At 54.9% G+C, this 16,460-nt stretch carries 10 protein-coding genes and 1 pseudogene; 5 read left to right on the forward strand and 6 right to left on the reverse strand.

Features of this window, described 5'->3' with window-relative positions:
• Nucleotides 1–618: 618 nt before the first annotated feature.
• Both PQR54_RS13720 and PQR54_RS13725 read right to left on the reverse strand, forming a co-directional pair.
• Nucleotides 619–723, reverse strand: a pseudogene (locus tag PQR54_RS13720) (DNA/RNA non-specific endonuclease); the annotation flags it as partial.
• 840 nt (nt 724–1,563) lie between these two features.
• Nucleotides 1,564–3,768 (reverse strand): OsmC domain/YcaO domain-containing protein, encoded by a 2,205-nt coding sequence (locus tag PQR54_RS13725; protein WP_408247152.1) that lies wholly within the window; start codon nt 3,766–3,768, stop codon nt 1,564–1,566.
• Between the two features lie 1,228 nt (nt 3,769–4,996).
• Here PQR54_RS13725 and PQR54_RS13730 point away from each other — a divergent pair.
• Together PQR54_RS13730 and PQR54_RS13735 are read left to right on the forward strand one after the other, a co-directional pair.
• Nucleotides 4,997–5,539, forward strand: coding sequence for a winged helix-turn-helix domain-containing protein (locus PQR54_RS13730; RefSeq protein ID WP_408246443.1), 543 nt, complete (start codon nt 4,997–4,999; stop codon nt 5,537–5,539).
• Between the two features lie 400 nt (nt 5,540–5,939).
• A complete protein-coding gene (locus PQR54_RS13735; protein WP_408246445.1) occupies nt 5,940–7,385 on the forward strand; it encodes an IS1182 family transposase in 1,446 nt (481 codons plus the stop codon).
• Nucleotides 7,386–7,778: 393 nt separating this feature from the next.
• Here PQR54_RS13735 and PQR54_RS13740 read toward each other — a convergent pair whose 3' ends face one another.
• The gene (locus tag PQR54_RS13740) at nt 7,779–8,987 is read right to left on the reverse strand and encodes a hypothetical protein (protein WP_408246448.1); all 1,209 of its coding nucleotides are present in this window, start codon (nt 8,985–8,987) and stop codon (nt 7,779–7,781) included.
• Nucleotides 8,988–9,158: 171 nt separating this feature from the next.
• Nucleotides 9,159–10,115, reverse strand: coding sequence for an eCIS core domain-containing protein (locus tag PQR54_RS13745; protein WP_408246450.1), 957 nt, complete (start codon nt 10,113–10,115; stop codon nt 9,159–9,161).
• Between the two features lie 557 nt (nt 10,116–10,672).
• Here PQR54_RS13745 and PQR54_RS13750 point away from each other — a divergent pair.
• Nucleotides 10,673–12,469 (forward strand): alkaline phosphatase D family protein, encoded by a 1,797-nt coding sequence (locus tag PQR54_RS13750; protein ID WP_408246452.1) that lies wholly within the window; start codon nt 10,673–10,675, stop codon nt 12,467–12,469.
• 1,063 nt (nt 12,470–13,532) lie between these two features.
• Here PQR54_RS13750 and PQR54_RS13755 read toward each other — a convergent pair.
• Nucleotides 13,533–13,865 carry a hypothetical protein gene (locus PQR54_RS13755; RefSeq protein ID WP_408246454.1) on the reverse strand — a complete coding sequence of 111 codons (333 nt, stop codon included), beginning with the start codon at nt 13,863–13,865 and terminating at the stop codon, nt 13,533–13,535.
• A gap of 23 nt (nt 13,866–13,888) precedes the next feature.
• Complete coding sequence (locus tag PQR54_RS13760; RefSeq protein ID WP_408246456.1) at nt 13,889–14,344, reverse strand: hypothetical protein; 456 nt, start codon at nt 14,342–14,344, stop codon at nt 13,889–13,891.
• 600 nt (nt 14,345–14,944) lie between these two features.
• Here PQR54_RS13760 and PQR54_RS13765 point away from each other — a divergent pair.
• Together PQR54_RS13765 and PQR54_RS13770 are read left to right on the forward strand one after the other, a co-directional pair.
• Nucleotides 14,945–15,469 (forward strand): hypothetical protein, encoded by a 525-nt coding sequence (locus PQR54_RS13765; protein WP_408246458.1) that lies wholly within the window; start codon nt 14,945–14,947, stop codon nt 15,467–15,469.
• A gap of 394 nt (nt 15,470–15,863) precedes the next feature.
• Complete coding sequence (locus tag PQR54_RS13770; protein WP_408246460.1) at nt 15,864–16,343, forward strand: ASCH domain-containing protein; 480 nt, start codon at nt 15,864–15,866, stop codon at nt 16,341–16,343.
• The last annotated feature ends 117 nt before the right edge of the window (nt 16,344–16,460 follow it).

Raw genomic sequence — 16,460 nt, forward strand, 5'->3', positions numbered from 1 at the left:
GTTCATGCCTCGTGTAGCGCAACGCCTTATACGTTTCTACACGACAGCAATCCTCAACCCTCAATCACCAACTTCCAGCCTCCCTGAGCTCAGAGACTTCGTCACTGGCGAGGGCGCAACTACTCTTCTACGCGTTCTTGCCGCCAGCCCAAGAGTTGCAGGTCGTAGCTTAGAGGCGAGGTGGAGGCAGCCACGGACCATGTTCTGCTCGCAAAAGGTGGCGCACTAGTTAGACCCAAAGCCCCGGCGAGTTCATGTATGAGAAGGTGGGCCTGGCTCTAGGATGTTTCGATTGCTGTCATCCGTTGCCTTGCGCAAATCATTTCGATATTCATTGAGCGTCGACTTCACGCCCCTCCCCAGACCCGTCCCTATGTCGGTCCACACAGACAGTGCCTGTTCCCCGTGTGCACAACTCTGCTGTCCACACCACAAGGGTGTGGACAGCCGCCCGTTGGGCGGTACCAGAGTTGCACACACTCGAAGGACTGACGCGCCGGCTGCGCCGGCTTGCCCAATTGAGAAATATTCCCAGTCTAAAACTGAGACTGTGCGGTCCCGAAGGCTCGGATGAGGGGGGGCTTCATGCCACCAATGAGTATGTTCTAGGGGGGAGTTCCACAGACGCTGGTTGTTCTCGCGGTTCTGCGGCACGACGTTGGCCAGCGAGAACGATTGTGCCATCGCCTCCTGATTCCAGCGATTGCCCGCCGGGCTCATATGAAATACCCGGTACGGATTCATACTTATACGGAGGTAAGCTATTGGCGGAACGCGCATGGCGAGTAGCCAGCGCGCGACCACTGTGTCGGGCGTCACCATTAACAAAAGATGCCTCGTTGAATTCGAGGCGGTTTTTTCACAAAGAGTGACATCGCGCGACCAGCAAGTGCCAAGGAAAGTGGAATATCCGTCGCGCACTGCCGAAGTCAGTGAAAAAAACGGTCGATCGGCGACGGGCAAGGACCGGCCACAAGCAGTCAGTCGATGCCGCGCCACGGATCGTGGACAATCCGCCTTCAATCCGACCTTCGCTCTGCCTGTCAGGTGACCACCCGTCAGGGAAACCTTGGGGGTACGTACACGCGTCAGGATGGCAAATATCGGCGACGCGTTCGCGCGCATCGCCGTATGAGTTCTACGAAACGATTCAACAGGCACAAGTCCCGATCTGCTCAACATCAGTGGACACGGTGCAAAGATTTGGAACGTGTGAACCTGACCGGCAGAACTACCGACCACGAACATATCCGTTCGGGTCGTGACACGGTGGGCGGCGCCTGACATCTCATCAGCGGGGCGGCTGCGATAGAGGGCTATGGTCGGTCACACCGCCCGCCGGAAATAGTGACATTACATCGTTGCCCGAAACGGAAAGGTCTGCCTCTGACCGCCTTTAGAAACGGGGCATTAGCTACGCCCTTCGATCTGCTTGTATCTGACCATCAACGTTGGCGGCATCAACATTGATGCACGCCGGCACAGATGATCGCTCAAGTATCGAACCGGAGTTTTTTGAGCGGAGGATGACGGTATCATCGCGCCCAGCCATGACTCGCAACCCTACTTCGCTATAGCTGCCGCATTGGTCCGCGCAATATGCAATTTTTTGTAGCTGTCGATCAGGCGGTGGTGCCTATCGAGACCCTCCAGTTTCATACTCGTTGGCGTTAAGCCATAGAAGCGCACGCTGCCGTCCACTGATCCCATTACCGCGTCCATCCGGGCGTTGCCAAACATCCGACGGAAGTTGACCGCGTAGTCGTCCAGTTCCAGGTCGTCATCGAGCAGCACCTCCAGCACCACATTCAAGGCCTGGTAAAACAATCCGCGCTCGACCGTGTTGTCGTTGTACTGCAGGAAGGCTTCCACCAGTTCCTGCGCGGCCTCAAATTGCCGCAAGGCGAGATGAATCAGCAGCCTCAGCTCGAGAACTGTTAGCTGCCCCCAGCCCGTATTCTCGTCAAATTCGATGCCGATCAAAGTGGCAATATCGGAGTGCTCGTCTAGTTCATTGTCTTCCAATCGTTCAAGCATTGCTACAAGGCCGGCATCGTCCAGGCGATGCAAGTTCAAAATATCGGCGCGGAACAACAGCGCCTTGTTTGTGTTATCCCAGATCAAATCCTCTACCGGGTAAACTTCCGAATAACCGGGCACTAAAATCCGGCAGGCTACGGCGCCCAGTTGGTCATACACCGCCGTGTAAACCTCTTTGCCCATGTCTTCGAGAATTCCGAACAACGTTGCGGCTTCATCGGCATTGGAGTTTTCGCCCTGGCCAGAAAAATCCCACTCAACAAACTCGAAATTCGCTTTGGCGCTGAAAAAGCGCCACGACACCACACCGCTAGAATCAATGAAGTGCTCAACAAAGTTATTCGGTTCAGTCACCGCGTTACTGACAAAGGTGGGCCGAGGCAAATCGTTCAGGCCTTCAAAACTGCGCCCCTGTAGCAATTCCGTCAGGCTCCGTTCCAGCGCCACCTCGAAGCTTGGGTGTACGCCAAACGAGGCGAAGACACCGCCTGTCCGCGGGTTCATCAATGTGACGCACATCACCGGGTAGGTCCCACCCAGCGACGCATCCTTGACCAGCACCGGAAAGCCCTGCTCTTCCAACCCCCGAATCCCGGCCAGAATGCGAGGGTATTTCGCTAGCATCTCCGGCGGCACATCAGGCAATGCGATTTCATCTTCCAGAATTTCACGCTTTACCGCCCGTTCGAAAATTTCGGACAGACATTGCACCTGCGCTTCGGCCAGCGTATTACCGGCACTCATGCCATTGCTAACGAACAGGTTCTCGATCAGGTTGGACGGAAAGTACACCACTTCGCCGTCCGATTGCCGCACATACGGCAGCGAACAGATACCACGCGCCACATTTCCGGAGTTGGTGTCATACAGATGCGAGCCATACAACTCGCCATCGGGATTATAAATTTGCAGGCAATACTCATCCAGAATTTCAGCCGGCAGCGCATCCTCAGGGCCTGGCTTAAACCAGCGTTCGTTCGGGTAATGTACAAACGCCGCATTGGCGATGTCTTCGCCCCAAAACGAACCACCATAAAAATGATTGCAGTTCAGGCGTTCAATAAACTCTCCCAACGCCGACGCCAACGCGCTTTCTTTGGTCGTTCCCTTGCCATTGGTAAAACACATCGGCGAGTGCGCATCGCGGATATGCAGCGACCACACGTTTGGAACGATATTACGCCACGAAGCAACTTCAATCTTCATGCCCAAGCCCACCAAAATGGCCGACATATTAGCGATGGTTTGCTCCAACGGCAGATCCTTACCCGCAATATAAGTGCTGGCGTCAGAAGCTGGCTTCAACGTCAGCAACGACTGAGCGTCGGCATCCAGGTTTTCTACCTCTTCAATGACAAACTCAGGTGCAGCTTGCACCACCTTTTTCACCGTACAGCGGTCGATGAAGCGCAAAATACCTCGGCGGTCTACTTCAGAGATATCCGGCGGCAACTCAACCTGAATCTTAAAAATCTGTTGGTACCGGTTTTCCGGATCGACGATATTATTCTGCGACAGGCGGATATTCTCGGTAGGAATATTGCGATTTACGCAGTACAACTTCACAAAGTAAGCTGCACACAAGGCCGATGAGGCCAGAAAATAATCGAAGGGACCCGGCGCCGATCCATCGCCTTTATAACGGATAGGCTGGTCAGCCACTACCGTGAAGTCATCGAACTTGGCTTCAAGACGTAGCTTGTCGAGAAAGTTAACTTTAATTTCCATGGGATAATCCTGAAATGGTGCTCGAAATGATGTGGCCGCTATTATCCGCCACCAGGTGCAGTTGCTGTTGCAGATCGCCAATGCGCTGGCGGTGTGCATGGATGCGCTGATGCTGTCTATCAATTCCCTGGCGTCGCTTTGCCCCGGAGCACGAACCCACTGTCCGGAACGACTGACAAAACGCAGCGCGCTAACCCGCTCACCGCCATCTATACGAACAGTGGTGGAGGCCGCCCGAGAAATATCCAAAGTCCCAAAGTGCCTGGCGTTTTTGGTCTGCGCGCTGAGATGTCCGCGGTCCGAGATCAAAAAATGACCTCCGATATTTGCGCTTGCTGCCGCCTCAGGCCAATGCGCAAATTTGCGCGCCTTTACAGCCGCACCAGCCAGATTCGAGGACACGCCGAACGCTAGCAAAATCGGCGGACATCCTGCCGCTCGTTCCTAGCTGCAACGCAACGGGCGACAGACATCGCAATCTGGCCTCCTGGGCCTTACCTCGCACGGGACACCCTCTCGCCAACAAAGCGGTGAACAACAACAACTTGCGGCGATGATATCCAACGTCCGGACTCGCTAGCAGTCACGGCAGGACCCGCGGATCGGGGGCCGATCCAGATCGTTGGTCCCGGTTCGAACGGCTGCTTTGGAGAAACCGGGTGGACTGCAGTTGGTCGACATCTGCCGAATCGCGAAGGATGACCAACGTGCTACATCGTCCGTCCAGCATCGGACTGCGTTCGGCCATGAAGAGACAAACAAACCGTCTCTGCGAACGACCGCTGTCTGCTCAAAGCTGGTCGCCTCAACCTGGTCTGCCTAACCGTCGTAGACTATGGGCTGAGCACCTCCGGGTAACTGCCAGACGATGCTAGCCAGTTCAAGCAACTTTGACGACGAAGCCCACGCGGAGCTCCTTTGCTATCTCGTGGTGGGACAACTGGTTGCGCGTGTACGCACCGGTGGTTGGCTTCGAACCGACGATGCCGTTGAGTTAATGAGCCCAGCGAGCGACCGATAGCCCGACGAATCGCTCACGGTTTCGAAGGTGAAATGTCGATGCCCGAGGCCAGACATTGAAAACCCCGCGTCCAGTTGGCGTCCGGCATGGCTGTCCCTCGGATTTCTGTTGCGCTGCGCGCAACCACAGATTGCGCAGGCGCGCTATTTTGCGAACGCCCGTCGCCCTCACCTGTAAAAAATATTTCAGACAGGGCTTCGCAAAATCATGAAAATTGGCCGATTTCACATAGATATCGAGAAACGCCGTCTGATGCTTGAAAGCGAAGATATGAATCTAGGCGCCCGAGCATTCGACATCCTTATCCTTATCGTCGCTGCCGGCGGCCGGCTTGTTACGCGGGATGAATTATTGACCGCTGTATGGAAAGGAGTGGTCGTTGAAGAAAGCAATCTCGACGTTCATCTCTGTGTTATCCGTAAGAAGCTGGGCTCCGACCGCAACCTCATTATGACAGTGCCGCGTCGAGGCTACCGTTTTGCAACGGCTGAAAATCGGGCTGAGCCAGTCGGCACCACGGCGAGGAAAAGTGAACGACATGCAGGAGCACAGGAGTCTCCTGCTCGATGGGAAGTGGCGATTGACTTGTTGCGCGAAATCATGGACAGGCCAGTTCTGAAATCGCGCAATTCGATGCGCAATGGTCGTGCACGCGCTAGAGTCGCGCGAGCAGTCTCTGCCACTGCCTCGGCGGCCAGCCGTCTTCGTTGCGCACGTTCAAACCCGAATCGTTGGTTGCATCGGTTTTAATACCAAGCCTGGTTGGATGACTGCAAAGCTGACCAGCGAATGGCCTCCGCTGCCAGACGGCCATGCTCGCGACAATGCCGAGGACGAACTCGCTTAACGGTATCTCTGCGACGACGGTTGGGCGTCACAGCAAGCCATGTGCCCCCAACCTCCGCGGTAGCTGCGGGAGGGGCGCTATGCGATCGACGCTTAGCTGGCCCGGAATCAGGCCGATCTGGAATCGTCATGCGCGATGAACGCTTACGCATGGCCGAGACGGATAACTCTCAGATTGTACGGCCGCAATCGGCTGCGAAGCCGTCGTTCACCATCACTAATCGAGGGTCGGCAATGGGTCGAGCCTGTGTGAAAACACCATGATCGCCTAAACTGGATTAACTCATTCAGCCTGGGTGACCGGATGAAGCGATTCATAGAAGGTGAAGATCGCAAGCAGGTGACGCTGCTTCCAGAGTGCCTCGATGACTTTGTCGCCGAGGACAATCCGGTCAGAATCATCGAGGCGTTTGTTGAAGAGCTTGACCTTGAATCACTGGGCTTCGATGGAGCGATGCCGTCGACTACAGGTCGCCCGTCCTATCATCCAGGCGTGCTGCTGAAGATCTATATCTACGGCTACCTGAACCGGATCCAGTCGAGCCGCCTCCTAGAACGTGAATGCCAACGCAATGTTGAATTGATGTGGCTCACGGGCCGTTTGGCGCCGGACTTCAAGACCATAGCTGACTTCCGCCGTGACAACGGCACCGGCATCCGCAACGTATGTCGCCGCTTCGTCGTCTTATGCCGCGAACTGAAGCTGTTCTCGCAGGCGCTCGTTGCCATCGACGGTAGCAAGTTCAAGGCAGTCAACACCCGCGATCGCAACTTCACAGAGGGTAAGGTCGACAAGCGCCAGAAGCAGATCGAGGAGAGCATCCAGCGGTATCTGAACGCGCTGGAGACTGCCGATCGTACGCAACCCGCTGAGCTGGAAGCGAAGACGACCCGGTTGCAGGACAAGATCGCACGCTTGCGCGAACAGATGCGAAACCTCGATCAGATCAAGGAGCAACTCAGGACGCAGCCTGATGGCCAACTCTCGATGACTGATCCCGACGCGCGCTCCATGGCGACGAGCGGCAAAGGCTCGGGAATGGTCGGCTACAACGTACAGGTGGCAGTAGACGCCAAACACCACCTCATCGTTGCTCACGAGGTCACAAACTCTGGCAGCGACCGGGCGCAACTCAGCCCCATAGCGAAAGCTGCACGCGATGCGATGGGCAAGAGCAGACTGCGGGCAGTCGCCGATCGTGGCTACTATAGCGGGCCTCAGATCAAAGAGTGTGTGGATGCCGGGATCGCGGTAATGCTGCCGAAACCCACGACATCAAGCGCGAAATGCCATGGTCGATTTGATAGGGCTGACTTCATCTACATTGCGCGGGACGACGAATACCAGTGTCCAGCCGGTGAACGGGCAATCTACCATTTCACCGGGGAGGAACACGGTATGCAATTGCGCCGTTACTGGAGCAGCGCCTGTCCTCAGTGCCCAATGAAATCACAATGCACGCCAAGTCCGTATCGGCGAATCACCCGATGGGAGCACGAGTCCGTGTTGGAAGGTGTTCAACGTCAACTCGACAAAACGCCAGAGGCAATGACGATACGCAGACGCACCGTCGAACATGTCTTCGGGACGTTCAAGCACTGGATGGGTTACACGCACTTCCTGACACGCCGGCTGCCCAACGTGGGGACCGAGATGAGTCTGAACGTGCTTGCCTACAACCTCATGAGAGTGCTGAGAATCCTGGGATTCAAAAGGACAATGAAAGCGATGCGGCTGGTGGGTGCCTGAGCACCCATCGACCTTAAAAACAAGCTCACAATCGCCAGTTAAAGGGCGCTAGACCCCTTCAGCAGTTCGTCATCGCCGAATGAACTGTCAACATGCAACCCGCCACACGTGCGATGCGAGGTTGGAACCGCGTGCATTGAAACTCTCTTGGCGTTTCCACACGGCCTGGGTCGGTTTATGCCTCTCGCATACTTGCTGCGATCAGCGATCGATCGCGGCCTGCGTCGGACCGGGCTCGGCCATCATCGGACCGGGCTCGGCCAGTTTCGGTCACTGAGACAAATGTTCGCATGGACATTGGAGCGACGGCTCCGACCCGCACAACGGCCGTCTGCGAGTCGGTCACTTCAGTCCTGTCGTCGATCGCAGGAAGATAGCTTGCAAACGCTTTCGTTATTTTGCGCAGCTTGTAATGTCCGGCGCTGTAGACTGTCCGAAGGAGGAATCGGCTTCGAGGATATGGAAATCGTCGGCGCTGCCTGTCACACCACATTTTGAATCGATATGGTGGTTAAGCGATCGCATAAACCGGCACTCTCCCTCGTTCATCAATTTGAAGTGGGAGCCACTCAAGCTGAGATCCTGTCCTACTTTGCCGACCACAGTGAACTCTGCGCTGGGAAATCCATCGCAAATATCGTGGTCTGTGCAAATTAGCGCGATGCTAAGCGCTCTTTCGTCCAGCCTTTCGCACCTCGTGGAATTATGACTCTCCGTCTTCTTTGCCGGTACTTCGGAAACAATGGCAAGCATTGGAAAGTCACCATCAAATGCTTCGATGTATGTAGGCAGCTGCTCCGCCGATGGCCACGCGAAAGCTTGCCGTTGATCTGCATCAAAATTCGCGCGAGTACCCGTTCCTTTCTCTGGTAGATACAACCTTGTGTTGGTCGGAAAATCCATCAGGAGAAATCTTTTTAGCTCGGATGCTCGAACGAAGTTGTACGCGGAGGAAGGTTTCAGTATCCCGTTACGAAGCTCAGGAGGAAACCAGCTCGCGCGCTCGATTTTCAATTTTCCTGAGGGAATTTTTCGATAGATGATCATCAGAGGGCGGTGGGCGATTGTTACGCTCAACCAATAGTTGTTCTCAAGAAATGACGGATTGCTCTTGTTATTGGATATGACCTCCCTGAGACCTCTATTCCCGTTTGATGACATGGCCAGCCAGCCCGTACGTCGCGGATCTCCAACGCGTTTGCCATAATCGAACATTGAAAAGACCTGCTTTAGTGCTTCCGAAGATCCTTGGTCGGTTACTGACACGTCCTCCGACAACGACGCGGGGAAATTCTCTTGAAGATAAGCGTAAACGTTGGTGCTGCCGCTCAGTTGAAGCGGGTATCGCGCCCAAACATAGTCATGGAAAAAAAGACCGGTGAATAGCCCTGTCGTGGCCGTTGAAATCAAAGCTGTTGCAAACACGACGGAAGTTCGATTTGGCGTCCCTTTATCGCTTGGGTTGGTTTTCGAGGAACCGGTAATCCGAAAGATGCTCAGTTTTTTAAGTGCGGCAAGTAGCGCCACTACCCCAGCGATCAAGGCGGTTAAGCTTGTCACCAAACCTTGCGCAGACTTTAAGAACTGAATTATTTCGTCCATGGTTTCCTCGATCCACAAACTATGTGATAACCGCTACCAGCGTTCGGTTCTGGATCAAAGGCAACTTGCTGAAAGCGCGCCAGCCGCGTGCTTTTATTGCTGGCACATTGGACCGCAGGTTCGCGACAACCAATGCGGTTCTTTGGCACTATAAAAGGCCGGGCCCGATTTCTATTGGCATAGCCATGCATACGGCGCTCCTCCGCCATTGCATATACCTGCACAGGCCACCACAGTGACACCACCGCTAGCACATCTCTGGTCTGGGTTGAACCCGGTTGTGGGTCCCCAACAGCCACACCCCTGTGTCGCAAATCCACGCGGCCACCTGCCACCACCCTGCATTGAGGTCTGGCCTACGAGGGTCGGGCCAGGTTGAGGCGGAGCGGGCTGATTCTGTTGCGCCCATGCCAGGAAGCCGTCTTGTTTCGCATAAGCTGGGTTCTCGACGCTATTGGCATTGCGTGCATACTGAACTGCAAAACTGTGGACGCCCCAATCCCCGTACTGATCCACATGCGTGAGTTCATGAGCCCAAAGCGCCGGATCCTCAGCTTCACTTGGACCGCGAAAGATAACAACGTCAATCAAAGTCACAGCTGATGCTGCCCCACCTTGTTCGAGAAGGCGCGCCAGATTGACAAAGCCGTTATCTCCGATCTTATATCTCACCCGGTTCATTGAGTCCTCACTCGCGTAGCCTGACAACTGTTGCCTGATCCGAGGAGGCATTGGCATTGCGCCATTAATCGCTGTATTGTGCGAGGAGATAATAGCTTGTTCAAGAACGGGCCCCGTCAGGGTGCTCGCTTGGAGTTCGTTGAGAGCGTTGGCCACGTCCTGTCCAGCCTTGACCACGGCGTTTGCTGCGTCTTGACCGGCTTTTTGAGTCTGCCGTGCGATATTGTCCGGGCTCATTCCGCCATGGGATAGGTTGCACTCCGCATCCAGTACACCCCCACACGCAAAAGCGCTCGACGCTATCGTCAAAACGCTTAGTGAAATCCCTGCACTCCTAAGCCATATGACTAGCGTTCTGTTGCTGCGCCGATTAATATTCGGCCCGCTCATCGTTGGACGTCTGCCAACGCTATCCTGGTCTGCTGTCTCCTCCGTATGATTTCGCATTCGCGCACCATCCAGTTCCGATATGCGAGTCGAGGATCATTCGATCCATCGCGTCGACTTTTTTCAGCTTTCGCCCAGTGGCGGCAGCCGCACGCATAAAGTCCCATCTACAACGTCGACCAGCTAACAACAAGCATAGAGGGGAAATGCATCGACCAAGGGTGAGAAAATGATAGAAGTCTTCATTGTTGGTTGCTGGTAAATATCACAATGAATGTTCGGTTGCGCACACTTTTTGGCTGTGTCAACACGGGCCAGTGAATATCGCAGTTGGCCCCGGCATCCTTGTCAGATACAAATGACCGTTCGACCGTCGATAGCAGTCGCACAGGCGACCAGATTCGAATGGCAGAAGTGGGTCGAATATCGTCCCCTGCGCTTGGTGCAGACTGAGTCTGACGGAAAGGCATTTGTCAGGGTTCGACCTGATGCGTGCATCGTCGCGCGCTGCACTAACCTTCATCGGCTAACCGCGCCACGAGGCGCGGGTCCATCCCGCCGTCCGACCGACCCAATCACGAGCGCGACCCGGCGACGGCAACACGACGAGGTGAAGAATGGCCACCGCAAAGAAAAAGGCACCTGCGCTGGACGATCTGCTGATGGGCCCGGTGCTCGGTCTTCGGGCCGCGACGGCCGATGCGCCGGCTGTGTGGCGCGTCACGGCGCTGATCGTCATTCGCTCGGACGCCGAGCCGCCGAAGCTCACCGTCAACGGCAAGGCCGATCCGACCGCGCCGCGCACGCTGCGGAAAACGAACGACGTGCAGGTGCTGCGCTACGCGATCCCGGTCAAGCAACTGGCTAAAGATCAGGTCGTCGCGTATTCGTTCGGTGGCACGGCAACGTGGCGCTTTCCTGTTCCCGCAGTCGACCAGGCGCCGCGCTTCAATTACGTGTCGTGCAACGGGTTTTCGTCGGCGAACGCGATCAAGGATCTGCAACACGACGCGCAGAATGTCTGGTCCGATCTGATCACGAATCACGACGGTGCGCTGCTGAGGGTCCACGAGCGCGACTGGGACGAGCATCAGGCATGGGTCAATTCCGAACTGTTCGACAAGGGCATCCCGCTGCGCTTTCACGCGATGCTGATGGGCGGCGACCAGATCTACATGGATTCGATCTGGGACGACATCGACGCGCTCAACAACTGGAGCAATTTGCCGGTCGCGGACCAGTCCGGCTTTGCGGTGGACGCGAAACTGGCCGACGATATCGAGAGCTACTACTTCGAGCTGTACATCAACCGATGGCGTTATGCGCGCGGCAAGGCGCCGTGGCCTGCGAATGCGTATGACGGCACACTCGATGTCGCGTGCGCGCTCGCGACGATCCCCACGCTGATCATGTGGGACGACCACGATATTTTTGACGGCTGGGGTTCCTACAGTCCGGAACTGCAGGCGAGCCCCGTGTTTCGCGCACTGTTCGCCGCAGCGCGCCGGAACTTCTGGGTATACCAGTTGCAGATGCCCGATGAACTGCTGCCGCCGCTGGCGCTCCCCGATCATCCGACGCGACTTCCACGCTTCGATCCGATCGACTGGAACAAGGTGGCGAAGAAAGATCCGTACGTTCCGCCGTTTTTGCCGCAGCAGCCCGGGTTTTCGCATGCGGGCGTGTTCGGATCGCTCGCCATCCTCGTGCCGGATCTGCGCACTGAACGCTCGCAACTGCAGGTGATCGGTGGCGCGACGTGGGACGCGATGACGCAATGGCTCACGACGCTACCCGATACGGTCGAGCATCTGCTGTTCATCAGCAGCGTGCCGGTTGCGCATCCGAAGATCCGCCTCGCCGAAGCGACCTTCAGCTTCGGCATTGCGCGCGAAAGTGTCACAAAAGGTTTGTCCGACGACGTCCACGATCACTGGTCCAACGACGATCACGAAGGCCAGCGCAAACGTCTCGTTCGAAACTTGATCGCGTTTGCGGACGGCCCGCGCAAGCGTCGCGTGACGATGGTGTCAGGCGACGTGCACTTGGCCGCGTGGGGCGTGATCGAAGCGAACGATGCGACCACGAACAACGCGCGGAGACTCAACCAGCTCACGAGCTCGGCGGTCGTTCATCCGGCGCCTTCGGGCGTCGCGGATTTCTTCTTTCTGTCCTACATGGAACACAGAGCGAAAGCCGGCGAGGTGATCGACTCCGAGCATCGGCTGAAAATGATGGAACTGCCCGGCGCGGGCACGCGTCTCGCGCCGCGCCGGAACTGGCTCGCGATCGAACTCGACGAACCGACGAAACGTCTGTGGGCGACCTGGCGGCTCGAGCAGGACAAAGGGTTTTCGAGCCATATGCTGGCGGTCCATCCCGCGAGCTCCGCTGCGGCCGACGGCGGTGGATGAAATTGCGCTCTCTTGGGTCAACGGCGCCTGACTATATGGGTCACCGGATGACGGCACTCGGCCAATACTGTTGAAAAAGTCGCTGACCGTCTCTCTCGCAAGGTTTCTAGGGGTTTTCTCACCCTTGACCGACGCTCGCGAGCGGCTTGTGGGCTCATCTGACAGGTCGATTTCTTCGCCTGCCGAGTGCAAAAGCCGTGCAGCGACTTTTTCAACCGTATTGGCCAAGAGCGGACGTCCGCGAGTTTACCGATATGCAACTACGAGTGACGGCTCAGTGCCGGTAACGGCCGCCTGCTGTGCTAAACACATCATTTCATACGAAACGGCTTACTTGACCTCCGGACGGCAGTTTGCTGCGGCGGCGCAACTCGGTCGCCTTCAAACCGACCTCGTAATCGCGAACTCGCGATAATGCACCAGACATTGATTCGCAGCCGCGTATGTGCGGACGACCAGCCGCAGGGCTCCCAGAATATGTACTAAGCTGTCAGGTGCAAGCCTGTCACCGAGGAGACCTTCCTTCGGGAGGCTGGATCTAAGGCAGAATTCCAGACGGAGAGTGAGGTCGCGAAAATTAACCAAGAAGCGATCCAGCCGTTGCGCAAACAAATTTCGGCCTGGAAAAATTGCAACGTCGTCGTGAAAAATCCGAGCGAACTGCTGCAACCCTTGGAGAATAAAGTCTTTCTAGAGCGCACATCGCAGATTGCAGAAGCAACATGGTTTTGAACGTCCCGTCGATGACTAGGACAGCCTCCCTCTTCGATCGCATTGGCGATTGAGCGCCTCTCCTTTTGCACTACCGTCGAGCAGCCGTTGAGCCAGGGCACAAAGCGAGGCTGAGTATCTTTTGAACTTTTGAAAACGCTCGCCCCGAATGCCTTCGATTGAAGGCGTTTCGGGGAGATACATTTGCGTCTACGACGATAGTTATCGCGATGCAAACGACCTGTTGGGCGCAGCTGCCGAACGATGAGCGCTATCGCGGTGTAGCATCGCTGGGCCGAACAAGCGGGTGTGCTCGCACCTCCGCTCGGTCACGCCAACGGTTGAAGCTCGGTTATGCCAGCTTCACTGCACCCAGAACGCCTTCGTAGAAGTTCTTCATGAACGAGTTCAAAACTGCTTGCACGATCGCCTCATTCTGAAACTTAATTGACTCTAATTGCAGTCGATAGGTATCCGCCTCTTGATCCAGTTTTTCCTTCAAGCGAGTTTGGTTAAGGTTTCCCTTTTCGTACAAATCCGCTAAGAGCTTCAAACGATCACCGTGTTCCTCCTCAACAGCCGCGATATATTTAGCAGCGATTCCTGCTTTTGTCCCGGCTGCCTGCAACGCGGCGTTTACCGCTGACTTAAGTAAGTCATCCCATTTTATTTCTGCAAGGCCCATGGTTAATCTCCGATAATTTTTGATCACTTGCCGGAATCGGACGCCATCTTCTTAGCTTCTTCGTTTTGAAATAGCGACTTGAATATGGCTTGAAAGTCGTTTCTATCTGCGATCAGCTCTCCATCTGGATATTTTCCAGACTCCTTATGATACTTTTGATGCTTTTCCCACCGGTCCAACAGGCCTTTAGTCAAGTCGATAGATGACTGATTCTTCGAGACGGAAGACTGCTTTATATAGAACACTCGCATCTCCGTTTCAATGTCACCATACGCCTTTTGGCTAGCTAAATACGGCCGATTGGTCGGTGGCTTTTCGAGCAGTGTCTGATAGAAGCCTAGGACGTCGGATGATAATTTTGTGAGTTCGCCTTGTGTCTCCGAGTTGTAGGAGGCTACTAGATGAACGCACCCGCTCATTAAAACGAACGTAAGGTAAATTGCTAAAGTTCTAACAAATCCCGTGTTAAGTGATCGCATGATTTTTCCTTTTTTATTTCTCAGACGATAAGTCGAGGTGTCTGCTATTTCTCACGCCGGCGCGCGTCACAAGTTTCTAATTTTAAAGTAGAGTAGGCGAAACGCAATAACATTCCAAGGAGAATTAAATCGTGAGCCAAATCATGCGAACGCTTTAATCATCCTACAAGTGAGACGGGGGTGGGCAACTGCGCTTGCGGTCCACATCGTGTCGGGACGAGCCGTGGACATCCGAGACTTACGCTGAGATGGTCCGCGGCGGGCATTGCGCAGCGCATGGCCACCGCCGCGTAAAATCGGCCCTCGCAGCCGCGCAGGATACATGGCCCAAGTTGCTTGGGGAGCTTCCGACTACGACAGCGATGAAAGCTGTCGTACTGGAACGATCGACACTCTGCCTTTGGCTCGGTAGAGGCGACGGATAATTCGACGAGCCGAGTCCAAGATGAACTCGAATCTCAGTGCTAGATAAATTACGCTTCCTCTTCTATCCTAATTCTAGTTTCGGATCTGGGCACCCACCGAAGCTAGTCGCAGGAGCGATCTAGCGAGACGCGGGAACGCGCGTCGTTTCGTGTACGCTGCATAAAGGGGTTAAAAATGAGTCCAATTCTGGCGATCGTATGGATTGCGGTGATTGTCTTTGCGTGCACGGCAATACTGACAATTGCCTATATTTCTGGATATGCCTCGAAAATCCCAGAAAAATATGGAAACCGTCTATTCTATATTCTGATTGTGCAAATAGTTGGAGCGTGTGTGTCCGCAGCTTCGTACTTCTTGGCCCCGAGCCATTTTGACAAGCCGAAAGAAAACCAAATTCCCATCAAAGACTTGATGGTTGCTGAGAAGAGCGATTCGCCAAAAATTGTCCATGACAATAATAAAACCATTTATATACGCTCTCCAGATGTTAGTCGAGCGAGGAGAGTTGCTGAACTGGATTTCTCAACCGATCCCAATTTTTTCAAGAAGGTTAATGTCACATTATCTGCTGGAATTTCTCAAGTCATAAAGCTAGAGGAAGAAAATTATCGTGTCGGTTTCTCCCAGGTCGGAATCATTAATGGAGAGAAAGATACGAACTACGACGTCATTTTTCTCACGGTCTCGCGCGAAAAGTGAAGTAGCTTGAGAATCCGATCGTTTGCAACTTAATAAGTAACGAGTCCGAAAATGGGCTCGTACACGAAGGCAATCATTCAACGATAGAAAAGGAACCTACAATTGCCTCACGGAGGACGAAGTTCCAACGTTGGCAATGGCCGATGGCGCGCCCGCGTCCCGCGAGCGATTGGCCGTTGCACTTCATCAAGAGACGTCCGAGTTACTGCGTGTCGAACGGCGCTTATGGGTCGCGTGGCGTCGATCGAGATCCACGGAGGGCGAGCCGTCGATGCGTTTTGCATGAGTCGGTGCGCGGCCATTTTGAGACATTCGACACGCCCCTACCAATAGTCGACAATCAACGCCCGTGAGGTTTCGATACAACTGGATGTAATCGAAAGGGCGTCGACATATGGGCAAAACTGTAGGAGAGTTAGTCGCCGAATTGGCCGAGAAAGGTATGCATCTGCCCGAAGGGTATGTCCGAATTGGTGGATTTGGGGATTCGGAAGCTCTTTCTGCGTCGCTTATTGCACTGATTCTTACTGGCGTGAAGCGTGGTACATGCAGTCTGGTTTGGTCTTGGGATTTTGACGGTGAGCCGATTCCAAAGGTCGGTGACATGGAAATCGTGCTCGACTGGGATGGTAGCCCCGCGTTCGTTCTACTAGTCACCGAAGTGCAAATCGTCCCATTTGACCGCGTCGGTGCTGAATTCGCCGCTAGCGAAGGCGAAGGGGATCTTTCGCTGGCGTATTGGCGAACGGAGCATTGGCGCTTCTTCGCGGATGAGTGCAGCCGAATTGGTCGCGTTGTTGACCATTCAATGCCTCTCGTATGCGAAAGTTTTAAGGTTCTTTACACGCTTACGTCCGTCCTGCCGAACGAATGACTGTTCTCAGACGGCACGGAACGTCTCTTCCGGGTGGATTATCCCCGCTGTATAAAGCGCGAGTCCGGCCTGAAACGTCGACCAGATCGTTGGACCGTGCGCGGCCATCAGCGGCCG

The sequence above is a fragment of the Paraburkholderia phytofirmans genome, from assembly GCF_046028095.1.
GTDB classification, from domain to species: Bacteria; Pseudomonadota; Gammaproteobacteria; order Burkholderiales; family Burkholderiaceae; genus Paraburkholderia; species Paraburkholderia phytofirmans_A.